10 protein-coding genes are annotated in these 16,779 nt (G+C 67.3%); all 10 read left to right on the top strand.

What is annotated here, in order from left to right; genetic code table 11:
- Positions 1-39 precede the first annotated feature (39 nt).
- The 10 genes from ubiE (at position 40) to addA (ending at position 16,737) form a co-directional block, all read left to right on the top strand.
- A complete protein-coding gene (gene ubiE / locus ABIF91_RS16775; protein WP_028176477.1) occupies positions 40-801 on the top strand; it encodes a bifunctional demethylmenaquinone methyltransferase/2-methoxy-6-polyprenyl-1,4-benzoquinol methylase UbiE in 762 nt (253 codons plus the stop codon).
- Positions 798-2,372 carry a 2-polyprenylphenol 6-hydroxylase gene (gene ubiB / locus ABIF91_RS16770; protein WP_028176476.1) on the top strand — a complete coding sequence of 525 codons (1,575 nt, stop codon included), beginning with the start codon at positions 798-800 and terminating at the stop codon, positions 2,370-2,372. The genes ubiE and ubiB overlap by 4 nt, the downstream gene beginning before the upstream one ends.
- 56 nt (positions 2,373-2,428) lie before the next feature.
- A complete protein-coding gene (gene coaBC, locus ABIF91_RS16765) occupies positions 2,429-3,880 on the top strand; it encodes a bifunctional phosphopantothenoylcysteine decarboxylase/phosphopantothenate--cysteine ligase CoaBC (protein WP_028176475.1) in 1,452 nt (483 codons plus the stop codon).
- On the top strand, positions 3,877-4,335 hold the full coding sequence (dut, locus tag ABIF91_RS16760) for a dUTP diphosphatase (protein ID WP_028176474.1): 459 nt from the start codon (positions 3,877-3,879) through the stop codon (positions 4,333-4,335). Before coaBC ends, dut begins: the two co-directional genes overlap by 4 nt.
- Positions 4,336-4,573: 238 nt before the next feature.
- Positions 4,574-7,078, top strand: a complete 2,505-nt coding sequence (locus ABIF91_RS16755; RefSeq protein WP_028176473.1) for a sensor histidine kinase — start codon at positions 4,574-4,576, stop codon at positions 7,076-7,078.
- The gene (tsaE, locus tag ABIF91_RS16750) at positions 7,075-8,631 is read left to right on the top strand and encodes a tRNA (adenosine(37)-N6)-threonylcarbamoyltransferase complex ATPase subunit type 1 TsaE (protein ID WP_028176472.1); all 1,557 of its coding nucleotides are present in this window, start codon (positions 7,075-7,077) and stop codon (positions 8,629-8,631) included. Before ABIF91_RS16755 ends, tsaE begins: the two co-directional genes overlap by 4 nt.
- Before the next feature lie 87 nt (positions 8,632-8,718).
- Positions 8,719-9,036: a PilZ domain-containing protein gene (locus ABIF91_RS16745; RefSeq protein ID WP_028176471.1), complete on the top strand. Its 318-nt coding sequence runs from the start codon at positions 8,719-8,721 to the stop codon at positions 9,034-9,036.
- A gap of 118 nt (positions 9,037-9,154) precedes the next feature.
- Entirely contained in the window at positions 9,155-9,877 is a 723-nt protein-coding gene (locus ABIF91_RS16740; protein WP_028176470.1) for a nucleotidyltransferase family protein, read from the top strand.
- Between the two features lie 210 nt (positions 9,878-10,087).
- A complete protein-coding gene (gene addB / locus ABIF91_RS16735) occupies positions 10,088-13,234 on the top strand; it encodes a double-strand break repair protein AddB (protein ID WP_028176469.1) in 3,147 nt (1,048 codons plus the stop codon).
- On the top strand, positions 13,228-16,737 hold the full coding sequence (gene addA, locus ABIF91_RS16730; protein WP_424579264.1) for a double-strand break repair helicase AddA: 3,510 nt from the start codon (positions 13,228-13,230) through the stop codon (positions 16,735-16,737). The genes addB and addA overlap by 7 nt, the downstream gene beginning before the upstream one ends.
- The last annotated feature ends 42 nt before the right edge of the window (positions 16,738-16,779 follow it).

Here is a 16,779-nt window from a genome sequence, read left to right as displayed (position 1 = left end):
GCGGCGGGCGCGCTATGGTCCGCCTCGCGGAGTAGAGTAATGGATCGGCCGGGCGAAACCACGCATTTTGGCTTCAGGGACGTCCCCCTGGGCGACAAGCAGACGCTGGTGAACGATGTGTTTCACAGCGTGGCGTCGCGCTATGACTTGATGAACGACCTGATGTCCGGTGGACTGCACCGGGTCTGGAAGGACATCATGATCACGGCGCTCGACCCGCCCAGGGGCGACCGGCCGTTCGCGCTGCTCGACGTTGCCGGTGGCACCGGCGACATCGCGTTCCGCGCCGCCAAGGCCGCGGGTGCGGGTTTCCATGCCACCGTCTGCGACATCAACACCGATATGCTGGCCGTGGGCCGCGAACGCGCCGCCAGGCAGCATCTCGACACCCGAGTCGACTTCGTCGAAGGCAATGCCGAAGCGCTCGCCTTCGCCGATCGCAGCTTCGACGCATATACGATCGCTTTCGGCATTCGCAACGTGCCGCAGATCGATCTGGCGCTGCGCGAGGCCTATCGCGTGCTGAGGCCCGGCAGCCGCTTCCTCTGCCTGGAGTTCTCGACCGTCGAGATGCCCGGGCTCGACAAGCTCTACGATCTGTTCTCGTTCAAGGTGATCCCGCCGCTCGGCCGCATGGTCACGGGCGACGCCGAATCCTACCAATATCTCGTCGAATCGATCCGCAAGTTTCCGAGGCCTGCCGCTTTCGCCGACATGATCCGCGAGGCCGGCTTCTCCCGCGTCAGCTGGCAGACACTCTCCGGCGGCATCGTGGCACTGCATTCGGGCTGGCGTTTGTGATTTCTGCCATCACCCACATGACGCGCCTGATCCGCGCCGCGTTCGTGTTCGCGCGTGAGGGCGTGTTCGGCTCGGTCGATCCGAGCCTGGTGCCGCCGCCGGGACAGCTCGCGCTGAAACTGGCGCGCCTCGTCGAACGCCGCGGCACCAAGCACGGCCCGCGGATCGCGCGCGCGCTGACGCGGATGGGCCCGGCCTATCTCAAGCTCGGACAATTCCTGGCGACGCGTCCCGACGTGGTCGGCGTCATCATGGCGCGCGACCTCGAAAGCCTGCAGGACCGCCTGCCGCCGTTTCCGCAGGACGAGGCCGAGGCCGCAATCGCGACGTCGCTGGAGCGGCCGCTGAAGGACATTTTCGCGAGCTTCGGCCCGCCGGTCGCGGCTGCCTCGATCGCGCAGGTGCATCGCGGCGAAGTGCTGCGCGACGGCATCCGCAAATCGGTCGCAGTGAAGGTGCTGCGGCCCAACGTCGCCGCACGCTTCCGCCGCGATCTCTCCGATTTCTTCTTCGTCGCGCACAAGGCCGAAGCCTATTCGGCCGAGGCGCGGCGGCTGCGCCTGATCGAAGTCATCAACACCATGTCGCGCTCGGTCGCGATGGAGATGGATTTGCGGCTGGAAGCCGCCGCGCTGTCGGAGATGGCAGAGAACACGCGCGACGATCCTGATTTCCGCGTGCCGACCGTCGACTGGGACCGCACCACGCACAACGTGCTGACGATGGAGTGGATCGACGGCATCGCGCTGAACGACCACAAGCGCCTTGCCGAGTCGCAGGTCGACCTGCCCGACCTCGGCCGCAAGATTATCCAGAGCTTCTTGCGGCACGCGCTGCGCGACGGCTTCTTCCACGCCGACATGCATCCGGGCAATCTGTTCCTGGACGATGCCGGCCGGCTTGTCGCGGTCGATTTCGGCATCATGGGCCGGCTCGGCATGAAGGAGCGGCGCTTCCTCGCCGAGATCCTGCTCGGCTTCATCACCCGCGACTATCGCCGCGTGGCGGAAGTGCATTTCGAAGCGGGCTATGTGCCCGCGCACCATTCTGTCGAGAATTTTGCGCAAGCCATCCGCGCCATCGGCGAGCCGATCCACAACCGCACCGCCGAGGAGATCTCGATGGCGCGGCTGCTGACGCTGCTGCTCGAGGTCACCGGCCTGTTCGACATGACCACGCGGCCCGAGCTGATCCTGCTGCAGAAGACCATGGTGGTGGTCGAGGGCGTGGCCCGCGGCTTCGATCCCAAGCTCGACATCTGGAAGATCGCCGACCCCGTGGTACGCGAATGGATCGAGCGCAATCTCGGGCCCATCGGCCGGGTGCAGGGTGCGCTGGCCGGGACCGGCGACATCGCGCGCGTGCTGATGCGCCTGCCGGAGATCGCCGAGCGGTCGGTGAAGGTCCTCGAGCAGCTCGAGACCATGACCCGCGAGGGCATCAGGCTGTCGCCGGAGAGCATCGCGGCCATGGGGCGCAGCGAAGGCCGCAAGAACCGCTGGCGCACCGTGGCGATGTGGATCATCGCCGCGACATTCATCGGCATCCTGATCGCCGTCCGGAATCTTTGATTGCACTGCAATCACGCGAATGATAGCATCGCTATCATTCCGTGCTGGAGGGCGTCATGGCAAGCCTGACCATCCGCAAGCTCGACGACGGCGTCAAAACCTATCTGCGACTGCGCTCGGCCAAGAACCGCAGGTCGGTCGAGGAAGAGGTTCGGGTCATCCTGCGGGAGCTGATCGAGGGCCGCGAGGAGCCGCTGACGCCGTTTGCGGTGCCGCCTGCCCCATCCGCCACTCCGGCGCCGCAGCGCACCGGCGCCCTCCCCGAGGCCAGCGTCACCCTGATCATCGGCGGCGGGATCGCGGCGTACAAGTCGCTCGACCTGATCCGCAGGCTGAAGGAACGTCGCATCGAGGTCCGCTGCGTGCTGACCAAGGCGGCCCAGCAATTCGTGACGCCGCTGGCCGTCAGCGCGCTCTCGCATGAGCGCGTCTACACCGACCTGTTCGACCCCCAGAGCGAATTCGACGCCGGCCATATTCGCCTCGCGCGCGACTGCGACCTGATCGTGGTGGCGCCCGCGACCGCCGACCTGATGGCGAAGATGGCGAACGGTCATGCCGACGATCTCGCCAGCGCCATCCTGCTCGCCACCAACCGCAAGGTGCTGCTGGCGCCGGCGATGAACCCGCTGATGTGGAGCAACGCGGCGACGCGCCGCAACGTTGCCTTGCTCCAGCGCGACGGCGCGGTGCTGATCGGCCCGAACTCGGGCGAAATGGCCGAAGCGGGTGAAGCCGGAATCGGTCGCATGTCGGAGGCCATCGAGATCGCCAATGCCGCCGAACGGCTGCTGCGGCCTCCGGTGCCGCGGCCGCTCGCCGGCAAGCGCGTGCTGATCACCGCGGGTCCCACGCACGAGCCGATCGACCCCGTGCGCTACATCGCCAACCGCTCCTCCGGCAAGCAGGGCTTTGCCATCGCCGCTGCCGCGCAGGCCGCCGGCGCCGAGGTGATCCTGGTGAGCGGCCCGGTCGACCTCGACGATCCACCCGGAGTGACAGTGAAGCACGTCGAATCGGCACGGCAGATGCTGGAGCAGGTGCAGGCCGCGCTTCCCGCCGATATCGCGATCTTCGCCGCGGCGGTCGCCGACTGGCGCGTCGCCAACGAGGGCGAGCAGAAGCTGAAGAAGACCGCGGCCGGCATGCCGCCGCTTCAAATGGTCGAGAATCCCGACATCCTCGCCACGATCTCGAAGCTGACCGACAAGCGCCCGCCCCTGGTGATCGGCTTTGCCGCCGAGACCGAACATCTCATCGACAACGCCAAAGCAAAACTCGCGCGCAAGGGCTGCGACTGGATCGTCGCCAATGACGTGTCGCCGGCCACCGGCGTGATGGGCGGCGACCGCAACACCGTCCACCTCCTCAGCCGCAAGGACGGTGCCAAGGACGGTGAGATTGCAGTTGATTCCTGGCCGGTGATGACCAAGGAACAGGTCGCCACCGAGCTGGTCGCGCACATCGCCCGAAGCGTGACCGACAAATCCCTGGAGACGGCATCTTGAGAACGAAGGTCACGGTCGAACTGCAGCGCCTCGCCCATGCCGAAGGTCTGCCGTTGCCGGCCTATCAGACCAGCGAGGCCGCCGGCCTCGATCTGATGGCAGCCGTTCCGGACAGCGAGCCGATGACGCTCGCCCCCGGCCAATACGCGCTGGTGCCGACCGGCCTTGCGATCGCGCTGCCGCCGGGGCACGAGGCGCAGGTGCGGCCGCGTTCGGGGCTTGCCGCCAAGCACGGCGTCACTGTGCTGAACTCGCCGGGCACGATCGACGCGGACTACCGCGGCGAGATCAAGGTGATCCTGATCAACCACGGCGCGGCGCCCTTCGTGATCAAGCGCGGCGAGCGCATCGCCCAAATGGTGATCGCACCCATGGTGCAGGCTGCCCTGGTTCCCGTCGCGACGTTGTCGCCGACCGATCGCGGCGCCGGCGGCTTCGGCTCGACCGGCCGCTGAAGTCCTTACCCCTCCGCGAGCGAGCGGGAACGCGCACCCTGATCGTGGCGAGCAATCCGCGCGACCTGCGGAACCCCAAAAATTACGTGGGCGGGAACACCACGGCGGCATTTTTAGGGGCCCGCCTTTACGTTCACGATCTGGACTCTTACCGGCGGAGTCACGGTGGGGGTATTGTCTTTTGATTCGCGCGCGACGGGGGTCGCCGCGCGCAAATTCGTGCGGTCTTGGGGCAACTATGTCAGGCGTGATCGTGTCGATGCGTCGGACGCTGCTGTCGTGCACGTCGCTGGCGCGCAGCGGCTTGATTGGGAGCGCTCTTGCGGCGCTGCTGCCGGCTGCGCCGGCCCGGGCCGCCGATCTCATCGACACCCTCTCCACCATGCTGGATTTCAACCGGCAGGAACTCGCCGTCCTCGCCACCGCGCTGGCGCTGCTCGGCTTCTCGGTGGTGGCCGCGATCCTGTTGATGCGCACGCGGGTACGCCTGGTCAAGAACGAGGCGCGGCTGCGCGCCCGGATCGGGGAACTTCAGCTCCAGGCCGACCGCTTCGGCGCGCTGCTGTTCGCCGAACCGCAGATCCTGATCTCCTGGCCCGCCGGCGATAACCGCGTTCAGATTTCCGGCGACATCTCCCTGGTGCTGCCGCGCGACTCCTCCCCGCAGCGCGTGCTGGCGTTCGGAACCTGGCTGCCCCCGGAGCCCGCGCTCCAGATGGACCATGCCGTCGACGCGCTGCGCGATCGCGGCGACGGGTTCCAGCTGACCTTGACCACCGCGCACGGTCATACGCTGGAAGCGATCGGCCGCGCCATCGGCGGCCAGGCCATTGTCCGGATTCGCGAGCTCTCAGGACTGCGCCGCGATCTGGCCGAGACCCATCTGCGCTACAAGGCGCTCTCCGACGAGACCGAGATGCTGCGCGGCTTCGCCGCCGCCTCACCCTGGCCGATCTGGGCCAAGGGCGAGAACGGCGCGCTGACCTACGCCAACCCGGCCTATGTGCGCGCCACCGAGGCAAACAGCGTCACCGACGCGCAGGAGCGCAAGCTGGAGCTGCTCGACAGTGCCGACCGCACCGCGATGGAGCGGGGGCTGAAGGACGCGGCCAGCTTCACTTCGCGGCTGCCGATCGTGATCGGCGGCGAGCGGCGCATCTACGACGTGCGCGCGGTCAATGTCGGCAGCGGCAGTGTCGGTGTTGCGATCGACGCCAGCGAGGCGGCCGCACTGAGTTCGGCACTGGTGCGGATGGCGGAGGCGCACCGCCGCACGCTCGACCAGCTTTCCTCCGGCGTTGCCGTGTTCGACGGCCAGCGCCGCCTTGCCTTCTACAACGATTCCTATCGGCGGCTGTGGGACCTCGACCGCACCTTCCTCGACGCCAACCCTGACGATTCCAGCGTGCTCGACCAGCTCCGCGCCGCGCGCAAGCTGCCGGAGCAGCCGGATTTCCGCGCCTGGAAAGCCAAGCTGCACGAAGCCTATCGCGCGGTCGAGACCGCCAAGGACACCTGGTTCCTGCCTGACGGCCGCGCGCTCTCGGTCGTCACCACGCCGAATCCCGAGGGTGGCGTCACTTACCTGTTCGACGACGTCACCGAGAGCCTCGACCTCGCCCGCCGTTTCGACGGCCTGATCCGCGTTCAGCGCGAGACGCTGGACAGCCTCGCCGAGGGCGTCGCGGTGTTCGGCAGCAATGGCAAGGCGCAGCTGTTCAATCCGGCCTTCGTCCGGATGTGGAAGCTCTCCAGCGATGCCATGCGCGACGAGCCGCACATCCAGACGGTGGAAGGCTGGTGCCATCAGCTCTACGACGATCCCGTCGTCTGGCGCCAGATCCGCGAGGCCATCACCTCGATCGAAAACCGCGCCGACGTGCCGCTGAAGCTGGAGCGCAAGGACGGCAGCGTGCTCGACGGCATGATCCGGCCGCTGCCCGACGGCGCCACCATGCTGACGTTCCAGGACATCACCGACACCGAGAATGTCGAGCGCGCGCTGCGCGAGCGCAACGAGGCGCTGGAGGCTGCCGACCAGATGAAGGTGGATTTCGTCCACCACGTCTCCTACGAGCTGCGCTCGCCGCTCACCACTATCATCGGCTTTGCGCATTTCCTCAGCGATCCCTCGACCGGGCCGCTGACGCCGAAGCAGGCCGAATATCTCGACTACGTCACCAAATCGACCAATGCGCTGCTCGCGCTCACCAACAACATCCTGGATCTCGCCACCATCGACGCCGGCGCGATGAAGCTGGAACTCGGGCAAGTCGACGTCAGCAAGGCTATCGAGCTCGCCGCCGAGGGCATCCAGGACCGGCTCGCCACCGACCGTATCCGCCTCAAGGTCGAGATCGCACCCGATGTCGGCAGCTTCGTCGGCGACGAGAAGCGCGTGGTGCAGGTGCTCTATAACCTCCTCGCCAACGCCGTCGGGTTTTCTCCACAGGATTCCACCGTCGGCATCAGCGCGCGCCGCACCGAACGCAGCGTGGTCTTCACCGTGACAGATTCGGGACCTGGAATACCTGCCGACATGAAGGACAAGGTGTTCAACTGGTTCGAAAGCCGCTCGCAGGGCTCGCGTCACCGCGGCGCCGGGCTCGGCCTGTCGCTGGTGCGCTCCTTCGTCGAGCTGCATGGCGGCAAGGTGCGGGTGGATTCGATCGTCGGCCGGGGCACGGTCGTGATCTGCGATTTCCCGACCGACCAGGCGGCGCATCGCGACGCCGCCGAATGACGGAACCAACCACATTCTCCGTCGCGCTCCACAACGAGACGGCCACTGCGCAATTGATGGCCGACCTCGCGCTGCTGGTCGGCCCCGGTGACGTCATCACCCTCACCGGCGATCTCGGTGCCGGCAAGACTGCGGCGGCGCGCAGCCTGATCCGCTACCTCGCCGGCGACGAGACGCTGGAAGTGCCGAGCCCGACCTTCACGCTGGTGCAGGGCTACGAGCTGCCGCCCTTCCCGGTGATGCATGCCGATCTCTACCGCGTCGAGGACGAGGGCGAGCTGGAGGAGATCGGCCTGTCGCCGCTCCCCGAGGCAACGCTCGTGCTGATCGAATGGCCGGAACGCGCGCCCTCGGCGATGCCCGAGGATCGCATCGACATCGCGCTAACGCACCGGCCGGCGCTGGGATCGAGCGCACGCGCTGCCGACATCACCGGCCATGGCAAGAGCGCCGCCACCGTCGCGCGGCTGAAGGCGCTGCGGGACTTCCTCGATGCATCCGGCTACATGGATGCGACGCGCAAGCGCATGGCCGGCGATGCGTCGACGCGCTCCTATGCGCGGCTGCTGCGCGACGACAGCATCGTCATCCTCATGAACTTTCCGCAGCGGCCCGACGGCGCGGCTCTCTACAACGGAAAGTCCTACAGCGCCGCGGTGCATCTCGCGGAGAACGTCAAACCCTTCGTCGCGATCGCCGAAGGCCTGCGCGCGCAGGGAATCTCCGCGCCCGCAATTCATCATTCCAACCTCGATCATGGCTTCCTGATTACCGAGGACTTTGGCAGCGAAGGGGTGATCGAGGGCGATCCGCCTCGCCCGATCGGCGAGCGCTACGAAGCCGCGACCGACCTGCTGGCGATGCTGCATGGCAAGGCGCTGCCGGAGACGCTGCCGCTGGACGGGAGAACCTACGAGATCCCCGTCTTCGACGTTGAGGCGATGCTGATCGAAATCGGATTGATGCCAGAATGGTACCTGCCCGATCGCAACGCGCCGCTTAGCGACGACAAGCGCGCGGAATTCTTCGCGATGTGGCGCGAACTGCTCAGGACGCCGCTGGCGGCGCCGAAGACATGGATCATCCGCGACTATCACTCACCCAATTTGATCTGGCTCGGGGAGCGCAGCGGCATCGAGCGGATTGGCGTGATCGATTTCCAAGACACCGTGCTGGGGCCCCAATCCTACGACGTGGTGTCGCTGCTCCAGGACGCCCGCATCGACGTGCCCGAGACCGTCGAGCTGACGCTGCTGTCGCGCTACATCAAGGCGCGGCGCGCGCAGGACACGAGCTTCGATGCGGCCGGCTTTGCCGAGCTCTACGCCATCATGTCGGCGCAGCGGAACACGCGCCTGCTCGGCACCTTCGCCCGCCTCAACCGCCGCGACGGCAAGCCGCATTATCTGCGCCACCAGCCGCGGATCTGGACCTACCTCCAGCGCTCGCTGGCGCATCCCGCGCTGAGCTCCTTGCGCGAGTGGTATCTCGCCAACGTCCCGCCGCCCCAAGAACCGTCCCAAGAATCGCCCCAAGGGGCGTCTCAAGCCTGATCTGGGGCCCGATTTACCGGCCGTTAGCCAAAATGTCGGTATTCTGGCGGCGAGGCAGCCGGACAATTGCGGGGCTGGAGCGGACAGATGGCGGGACAGACGGACCAGCGCGGCAATGGCCGGGTTGTTTTCGAACGCGGGATTCCGGCCCAGGTGATGGGAATCGACGGCACCTGGCGGCGCGACTGCACCATGGAGGACGTCTCGGAGAGCGGCGCCAAGCTGACCATCGACGGCTCGGTGGAAGGGCTCCATCTGAAGGAATTCTTTCTCCTGCTGTCGTCCACCGGGCTGGCGTACCGGCGCTGCGAACTTGCCTGGGTCAATGGCGACCAGATCGGCGTCAATTTCCTCAAGCTCGGCGACAAAAAGAAAAGGGCGCGTTCCGCGACCATTGGGGCGTGACGGCAACACCCGTCGTACAACCGTCACGGCGGGTGGTTAAGGCGGTCGAGATGCGATGCGGCTGATCGAGCCTCGTGGTAGGATTGCTGCGAATGCGAATGGTCTGAGAAAGCGAAGGATGCCCGTCAAACCGACCAAAGCCATGGTGCTCGCCGCAGGGTTTGGCCTGCGCATGCGTCCGCTGACGGACAAGATGCCGAAGCCGATGGTGCCGGTGGCCGGCCAGCCGCTGCTCGACCACGTGCTCGACAAGCTCGGCCGGGCCGGCGTGACCGAGGCGGTGGTCAACGTGCATTACCTGCCCGACCAGATCATCAATCACGTCGCTTCGCGCCAGCATCCGCGCGTGACCATCTCCGACGAGCGCGACCAGGTGCTCGGCACCGGCGGCGGCGTGGTCAAGGCACTGCCGCTGCTCGGCGACGCGCCGTTCTTCCACGTCAATTCCGACACGCTGTGGATCGACGGCGTGCGCTCGAACCTGACGCGGCTCGCTGAAAATTTCGACCCGGAGCGCATGGATATCCTGCTGCTGATGGCGCCGACCGCAACCAGCATCGGCTATGGCGGCCGCGGCGATTACGGCATGCTGCCCGACGGCGCCCTGCGCAAGCGCAAGGAAAAAGAGGTCGTTCCGTTCGTCTATGCCGGCGCGGCGATCATATCGCCGTCGATCTTCGCCGACGCGCCGAAGGGCGAGTTCTCTTTGACCAGGATGTTCGATCGCGCCAACGAGCAGGAGCGGCTGTTCGGCCTGCGGCTTGACGGTGTCTGGATGCATGTCGGCACGCCCGATGCCGTTCACGCCGCGGAAGAGGCGTTTCTGGAAAGCGTGGCGTAGGGCCATGCTGTCATGCCCCGCGAGGGCGGGGCATCCAGTACGCCGCGGCCTCTCGGGTCAACCTCCATCGCCTCTGGAATACTGGATCATCCGCCTTCGCGGATGATGACACCTGTCCAGCCTGGCGAACAGCGGGGAAGACTCCGCACCAACGCATGACCATTTGAACCCGCCTCCCTATATTGCCCTGATTCTCGAATCAGGCGGCTCATGCGCGTTTTCAGCGTTCCCATCTCAGTTCCGTTTCTGCGCACGGTCGTCACGGCCCTGCTCGACGGCCGGCTGGTCGAGGGGTTCGAGGCCCGCAAGGAACCGGCGCGGCTGGCCGACGCCACGCTGTATTTGCCGACCAGGCGTGCGATGCGCGTCGTGCGTGAGATCTTTCTCGATGAAATGAAAGCGGACGCGGTGGTGCTGCCGCGCATCGTCGCGCTCGGCGACATCGACGAGGACGAGCTCGCTTTCGCCGGCGAGAGCGAGCAGTTTTCCGGTGCAGCGCCGCTCGACATTCCGCCGCGGCTGGGCGAGCTCGAACGGCGGCTGACGCTGGCGCAGCTCGTCGCCGCCTGGGCCAGGGGCCCGGTGCTGTCGCCGCTGGTGGTCGGCGGGCCGGCCTCGACGCTGGCGCTTGCATCCGACCTCGCGCGCCTGATCGACGACATGGTCACGCGCGGCGTGGACTGGAGCGCGCTCGATGGACTGGTGCCGGACCAACTCGATCGCTACTGGCAGCACTCGCTCGAATTCCTGCGCATCGCGCGCATGGCCTGGCCCAATCATCTCGCCGAGATCAACCGCATCGAGCCGGCCGCGCGGCGCGATCTCCTGATCGCGGCGGAAGCCAAACGGCTGACCGCGCACCCGGGCGGGCCGGTGATTGCGGCGGGGTCGACCGGCTCGATGCCGGCCACCGCGAAGTTCTTGCACGCAGTCGCGTCGCTGCCGCATGGCGCGGTGGTGCTGCCGGGCCTCGACACCGATCTCGACGACGACGCCTGGCGCACCATCGGCGGCGTGCGCGATGCGCTCGGCAAGTTCGTGGAGCATCCGGCCTCGAACCATCCGCAATATGCCATGCACGCGCTGCTGCAGCGTTTCGGTATCAAGCGTGACGATGTCGAATTGCTTCAGCCCCCAGCGGACGGCGGCCGCGATCTGCTCGCGTCCGAATCGATGCGGCCGTCCGCCAGGACGGAAGTCTGGCATGACCGGCTGAAGCAGCCTGACGTCGCTGCGAAGATCGCCGGCGGCATGAAGAACCTCGCTGTCGTCGAAGCCCCCAACCCTGAAATGGAAGCGCTCGCGATCGCCATTGCGATGCGCGAGGCGCGGCATCTCGACAAATCGGCGGCGCTGGTAACGCCCGACCGTGCGCTGGCGCGGCGGGTGATGGCGGCGCTGACCCGATGGGACCTCGCCTTCGACGATTCCGGCGGCGATGTGCTGATGGAAACATCCGCCGGCACTTTCGCGCGGCTCGCGGCAGAGGCGGCGACTAAGGGACTTGAGCCGGCGACATTGCTGGCGATGCTGAAGCATCCGTTATGCCGGCTCGGCCGCGCGCCCGGCGCGTGGAAGAGGGCAATCGAAGGCCTCGAGCTCGCAGTCCTGCGCGGCACGCGCCCGCCGGCGGCCACCGCAGGCCTGTTGCGCGAATTCAACCGTTTCCGCGAGGAACTCGCAAAGCTCTGGCGCCGCGAGGTCTCCGCGCTGCACCGCGCCGAGCCGCGGGCGCGTCTCAAGGCGGAGGATCTCGATCGCGTCCAGGCGCTGATCGATGTCCTGCAAAAGGCATTGGCGCCGATCGAGAGCCTGCCGCCCGCGAGACCATATGACTTCGCCGAGCTCGCGCATCGGCATCGCGAGATCATGATCGAGCTGTCGCGCGACGAGCAGGGCATCCCGCTCGCCTTCGAGGATCGCGATGGTCTCGCGCTTGCCAGCGCCTTTGACGATCTCCTGCGCAGCGGCACGGCCAGCGGGCTGATGGTGCCGCTGCCCGACTATCCCGACGTCTTCCAGACCGCGTTCGGCGATCGCGCGGTGCGGCGGCGCGACAGGCCGGGCGCCCGCCTGCAGATCTACGGCCCGCTGGAATCGCGCCTGATGCAGGCCGACCGCATCATCGTGGGCGGCCTGATCGAAGGTGTCTGGCCGCCGGCGCCGCGCATCGATCCCTGGCTCAGCCGGCCGATGCGGCACGAGCTCGGGCTCGACCTGCCGGAGCGCCGCATCGGCCTCTCCGCCCATGACTTCGCGCAACTGCTCGGCGGCGAGGAGGTGATCCTCACCCATTCCGCCAAGGCCGGCGGCGCGCCGGCGGTGGCTTCGCGCTTCCTGCACCGCTTGGAGGCGGTCGCGGGCGACGTTCTCTGGAACGCGGCTGTCCGTGCCGGCGAGAAATATGTGCAGTTCGCCGCCGCACTGGACCAGCCCGACGAGGTCAGACCGATCAAGCAGCCGGAGCCGCGGCCGCCGCGCGCCATGCGGCCGCTCAAGATGTCCGTCACCGAAATCGAAGACTGGCTGCGCGATCCCTATACGATCTACGCCAAACGCATCCTGAAGCTCGATGCGCTCGATCCCGTCGACATGCCGCTCTCGGCGGCCGACCGCGGTTCGGCGATTCACGATGCGCTCGGCGAGTTCACCGAGGCCTATGCCGCATATCTGCCCGCCGATCCCGCGCGCGTGCTGCGTGCGATCGGCGAGAAACATTTTGCGCCGCTGATGGAGCGCCCCGAGGCGCGGGCGCTGTGGTGGCCGCGCTTCCAGCGTATCGCGCGCTGGTTTGGCGAATGGGAGACGGCGCGGCGCGATGCGATCGAGGCCATCACGGCCGAGACCCGGGGCGAGATCTCGATCCCGCTCGACAACGCGCGCACTTTCTATCTTTCCGCGCGGGCCGACCGCATCGAGCGCCGACAGGGCGGCAGCTACGCCATTCTCGACTACAAGACCGGGCAGCCACCGACCGGCAAGCAGGTCCGCATGGGCCTGTCACCGCAGCTCACGCTGGAAGCCGCGATTCTGCGCGAGGGCGGCTTCCCTGATATCGACGCCGGCTCCTCGGTGAGCCAGCTCGTCTATGTCCGCCTCAGCGGCAACAATCCGCCGGGCGAGGAGCGCATCCTGGAGCTCAAGTTCAAGCAAGGCGACGAGCCGCAGCCGCCCGACACCGCGGCAGCCGAAGCGCGAGCCAAGCTGGAAGCGCTGATCCGTGCCTTCGAGGACGAGAGCCAGGCCTATACCTCGCTGAATCTGCCGATGTGGGCGAACCGCTACGGCACCTATGACGACCTCGCCCGGATCAAGGAATGGTCCGCCGCCGGAGGATTGGGGATCGAGGAATGGTGAAGGCGCCGCGGCCCATCCCTGACGAGGTGCGCGCGCGGCAGGCGCGTGCATCCGATCCGACTGCATCGGCCTTCGTCTCGGCCAATGCCGGCTCGGGCAAGACCCATGTGCTGGTGCAGCGCGTGATCCGCCTGTTGCTGTCGGGCGTGCCGCCGGAAAAGATCCTCTGCATCACCTTCACCAAGGCCGCCGCGGCCAACATGGCCGAGCGCGTGTTCGCCACGCTCGGGCATTGGGTGACGCTGGATGATGCCGGACTCGATGCCGCGATCCGCGCCGTCGGCATCCCGCATCCGAGCGCAAAGCTGCGGCGCGAGGCACGGAAGCTATTCGCCTGCGCGCTGGAGACCCCGGGCGGGCTGAAGGTGCAGACCATCCACGCGCTGTGCACCCGCCTGCTCCAGCAGTTTCCGTTCGAGGCCAACGTGCCGGCGCGCTTTGCCGTGATCGACGAGCGCGACCAGACCGACATGATGGAGCGCGCCAATCTGAAGGTGCTGCTTGAGGCAGCGCGCGACCCCGAGAGCGTGACCGGCCGTGCTTTGCTGACAGCGATGGCGAGCGCGGCCGATGTCACCTTCAAGGAGGTCGTGCGCGAAGCGTGCCTCAGCCGCGATCACTTCATGGCCTGGACCGACCAGGCCGGCAACGCGGAAGCCGCAGCGGCGCAGATGGCTGCGGTGCTCGGCGTTGACGTGAGCGACCGCATCGAGGACGTCGAGACGGAGATGCTGGATGGTCCGTTCCTGCCGCGATCGCGCTGGGACGACATCGCCTTCACGCTGGAAGACGGCAGCAAATCGGACAATGACCAGGCGGGGCGCCTCCGCGCTGCAAAGGCGTTCTCCGGCAGCGACCAGGTCGATGCTTATTTGTCCGTCTTCCTCACCGACGAGAAGCTGCCGCGCAAGGCGGTGCTGACCAAGAAATTCTGCGATCACAATCCGTCCGTTGCCCGCCTGTTCGAGGCCGAGTCGCAGCGTCTTGCAGGGCTGATCGAGAAGCGTCGCGCCGTGACGGTTCGCGATCGCACTGCCGCTCTGCTGCACATCGCGACTGCCGCTGCCGCGAACTACCGCCGCGAGAAGCAGGAGCGCGGGCTGCTCGACTATGACGATCTGATCGACAAGACGCTGGCGATGTTGAACCGCGTCGCCTCGGGCTGGGTGCATTACAAGCTCGACCGCGGCGTCGACCACGTCCTGATCGACGAGGCGCAGGACACGAGCCCCCGGCAGTGGGACATCGTCGCGCACATCATCTCCGAATTCACCGCCGGCGAAGGCGCGCGCGAGGGGCTCAACCGCACCATCTTCGCGGTTGGCGACGAGAAGCAGTCGATCTTCTCGTTTCAGGGCGCAGCGCCCCACGAGTTCGATGCGCGCCGGCGCGAGCTGCATCGCAAGTTCACGGCAGCCGGGCTGAAATTCGATCCGGTCGCCTTCACCTATTCGTTCCGTTCGGGCGCGACGATCCTGCACTCCGTCGACCACGTCTTCCGCGATCCGCAGATCTACAAGAGCATCCATTCGGTCGAGATCGGTCATCCCCTGCACAATGCGCTTGCCGATGCCGGGCCGAGCGTGATCGAGCTGTGGGATCTGGCCGAGGCCGACGACAGGCAGGATATCGAGGGCTGGCGAGCCCCGTTCGACGGCGTCGCCGTCACCAGCCCGGAGGTGAAGCTTGCCCGCCGCATCCAGGCCGAGATCAAGCGGCTGGTGGAGAGCGGCACGCTGACGGGACACGAGGGCGAGCGGCGGCCGCTGCGTTATGGCGACATGCTGATCCTGGTGCGGCGGCGCGGCAACGCCTTCGACGCCGTGATCCAGGCGTTGAAGCACGCCAACATCCCGGTCGCCGGCGCCGACCGGCTGAAGCTCACCGAGCACATCGCCATCATCGATTTGATGAACCTCGCCGACGCGCTGCTGCTGCCGCAGGACGATCTCGCGCTCGCGGTGGCGCTGAAGAGCCCGCTGTTCGGGCTCGATGACGACGACCTGTTTCAGCTTGCCCATGACCGCAAGGGATCGCTGCGCCGCGCGCTCGGCGAACATGCGGCTGGAAGCGAAAGGTTCGCCACGGCATTGCACCGCCTGGAAGCCTGCGAGATTCGTGCGCGCGAGGAGACGCCGTTCGCCTTCTACGCCTGGCTGCTCGGCGGCGACGGCGGACGTGCGCGCGTCCTGCGCCGGCTCGGGCACGAGGCCAACGATGCGCTCGACGAATTCCTGGAGCTGGCGCTGAACTACGAGCGCAAGGCGCCGGCCTCGCTGCAGGGCTTCATGGCCTGGCTGCGTTCGGCCGACACCGAGGTGAAGCGCGACATGGAGATCTCGCGCGACGAGGTGCGGGTGATGACCGTGCACGGCGCCAAGGGGCTCGAGGCGTCCGTCGTGTTCATGGTCGACACGACATCGTCGCCCGCGGACTCGCAGCGGGTTCGGCTGATTCACGTGCCGCGCGGCAATGGCGGCGAGGTGGTGGTCTGGGCCGGCCGCAAGGCGGATGATCCCAGGCCGGTTGCCGAGGCGCGCAAGGCGATGCTCGAGGAGACCGAGGACGAGTATCGCCGCCTGCTCTACGTCGCGATGACGCGCGCGGCCGACCGGCTGATCGTCGGCGGCTGCATGCCCGGCAACATGAAGACGGTCCGCAAGCTGAGCTGGTACGATCTGGTCGACACCGGTCTCGCCGGCTCGGGCCTGGACAAGCAGATCATCGAGACGCCGCTCGGCAAGGTCACCCGATTCGCCCGACCGGAGGATGTCGCGGCGCTGGGGGCGCCGGCGGCGACCCTGGACCAATCGATCGTGCTGCCGGACTGGCTGCGGACGCCGGCGCCGAGCGAGCCCATCGACGACGATCCCGTGCGCCCCTCCGGCCAGTCTGCCGAGGAAGGCCGCAGCGTGCGGACCGGCGAGTCAATCCAGTCGCGCGCTCTGGCGCTGCAGCGCGGCACGCTGGTGCACCGTCTGCTGCAATCCCTGCCCGACATCGCCATTGAGCGCCGGCGCGAGGCGGCGCTCGGCTTCATGGTGCGCAATGCCTCGGACTGGCCGGAGGCCGACCGCATTGCGCTGGTCGACAAGGTGCTCGCCTTGATCACTGAACCGCGTTTCGCCCCGGTGTTTGCCGCCGGCAGCCGGGCGGAGGTTGCCATCGCCGGCCGGCTGGAGCGGCCGGGCGGCGCCCCGGCGCTGATGTCGGGGCAGATCGACCGGCTGGTCGTTCGCCCGAACGAGGTCCTGATCGTCGATTTCAAGACCAACCAGGCAGCCCCCAGAAGCGCCGCAGAGGCGCCGGCGGCCTATGTCCGCCAGCTTGCGCTGTACCGGGCGGTGCTGTCGCGGCTTTATCCCCGAAAGCCCGTAAGGGCCGTCCTGCTTTGGACCGAGGCCCTTGAATATATGGAGATTTCGGCCCCCGCGCTGGACGCGGCGCTGGCATCCCTTCATCTCGGTGTGAGCGTCCTTGACCCGGCAAGGAGCCGTTCATAGGTTGACCGCATGATCCCGGGCGCGATTCCAGGTCGCGCCGAT

The organism is Bradyrhizobium sp. USDA 241 (genome assembly GCF_049739505.1).
Taxonomy (GTDB): domain Bacteria; phylum Pseudomonadota; class Alphaproteobacteria; order Rhizobiales; family Xanthobacteraceae; genus Bradyrhizobium; species Bradyrhizobium liaoningense.
The sequence above is the reverse complement of the archived record's forward strand: the minus strand, read 5'-3'. Positions and strand labels throughout refer to the sequence as shown.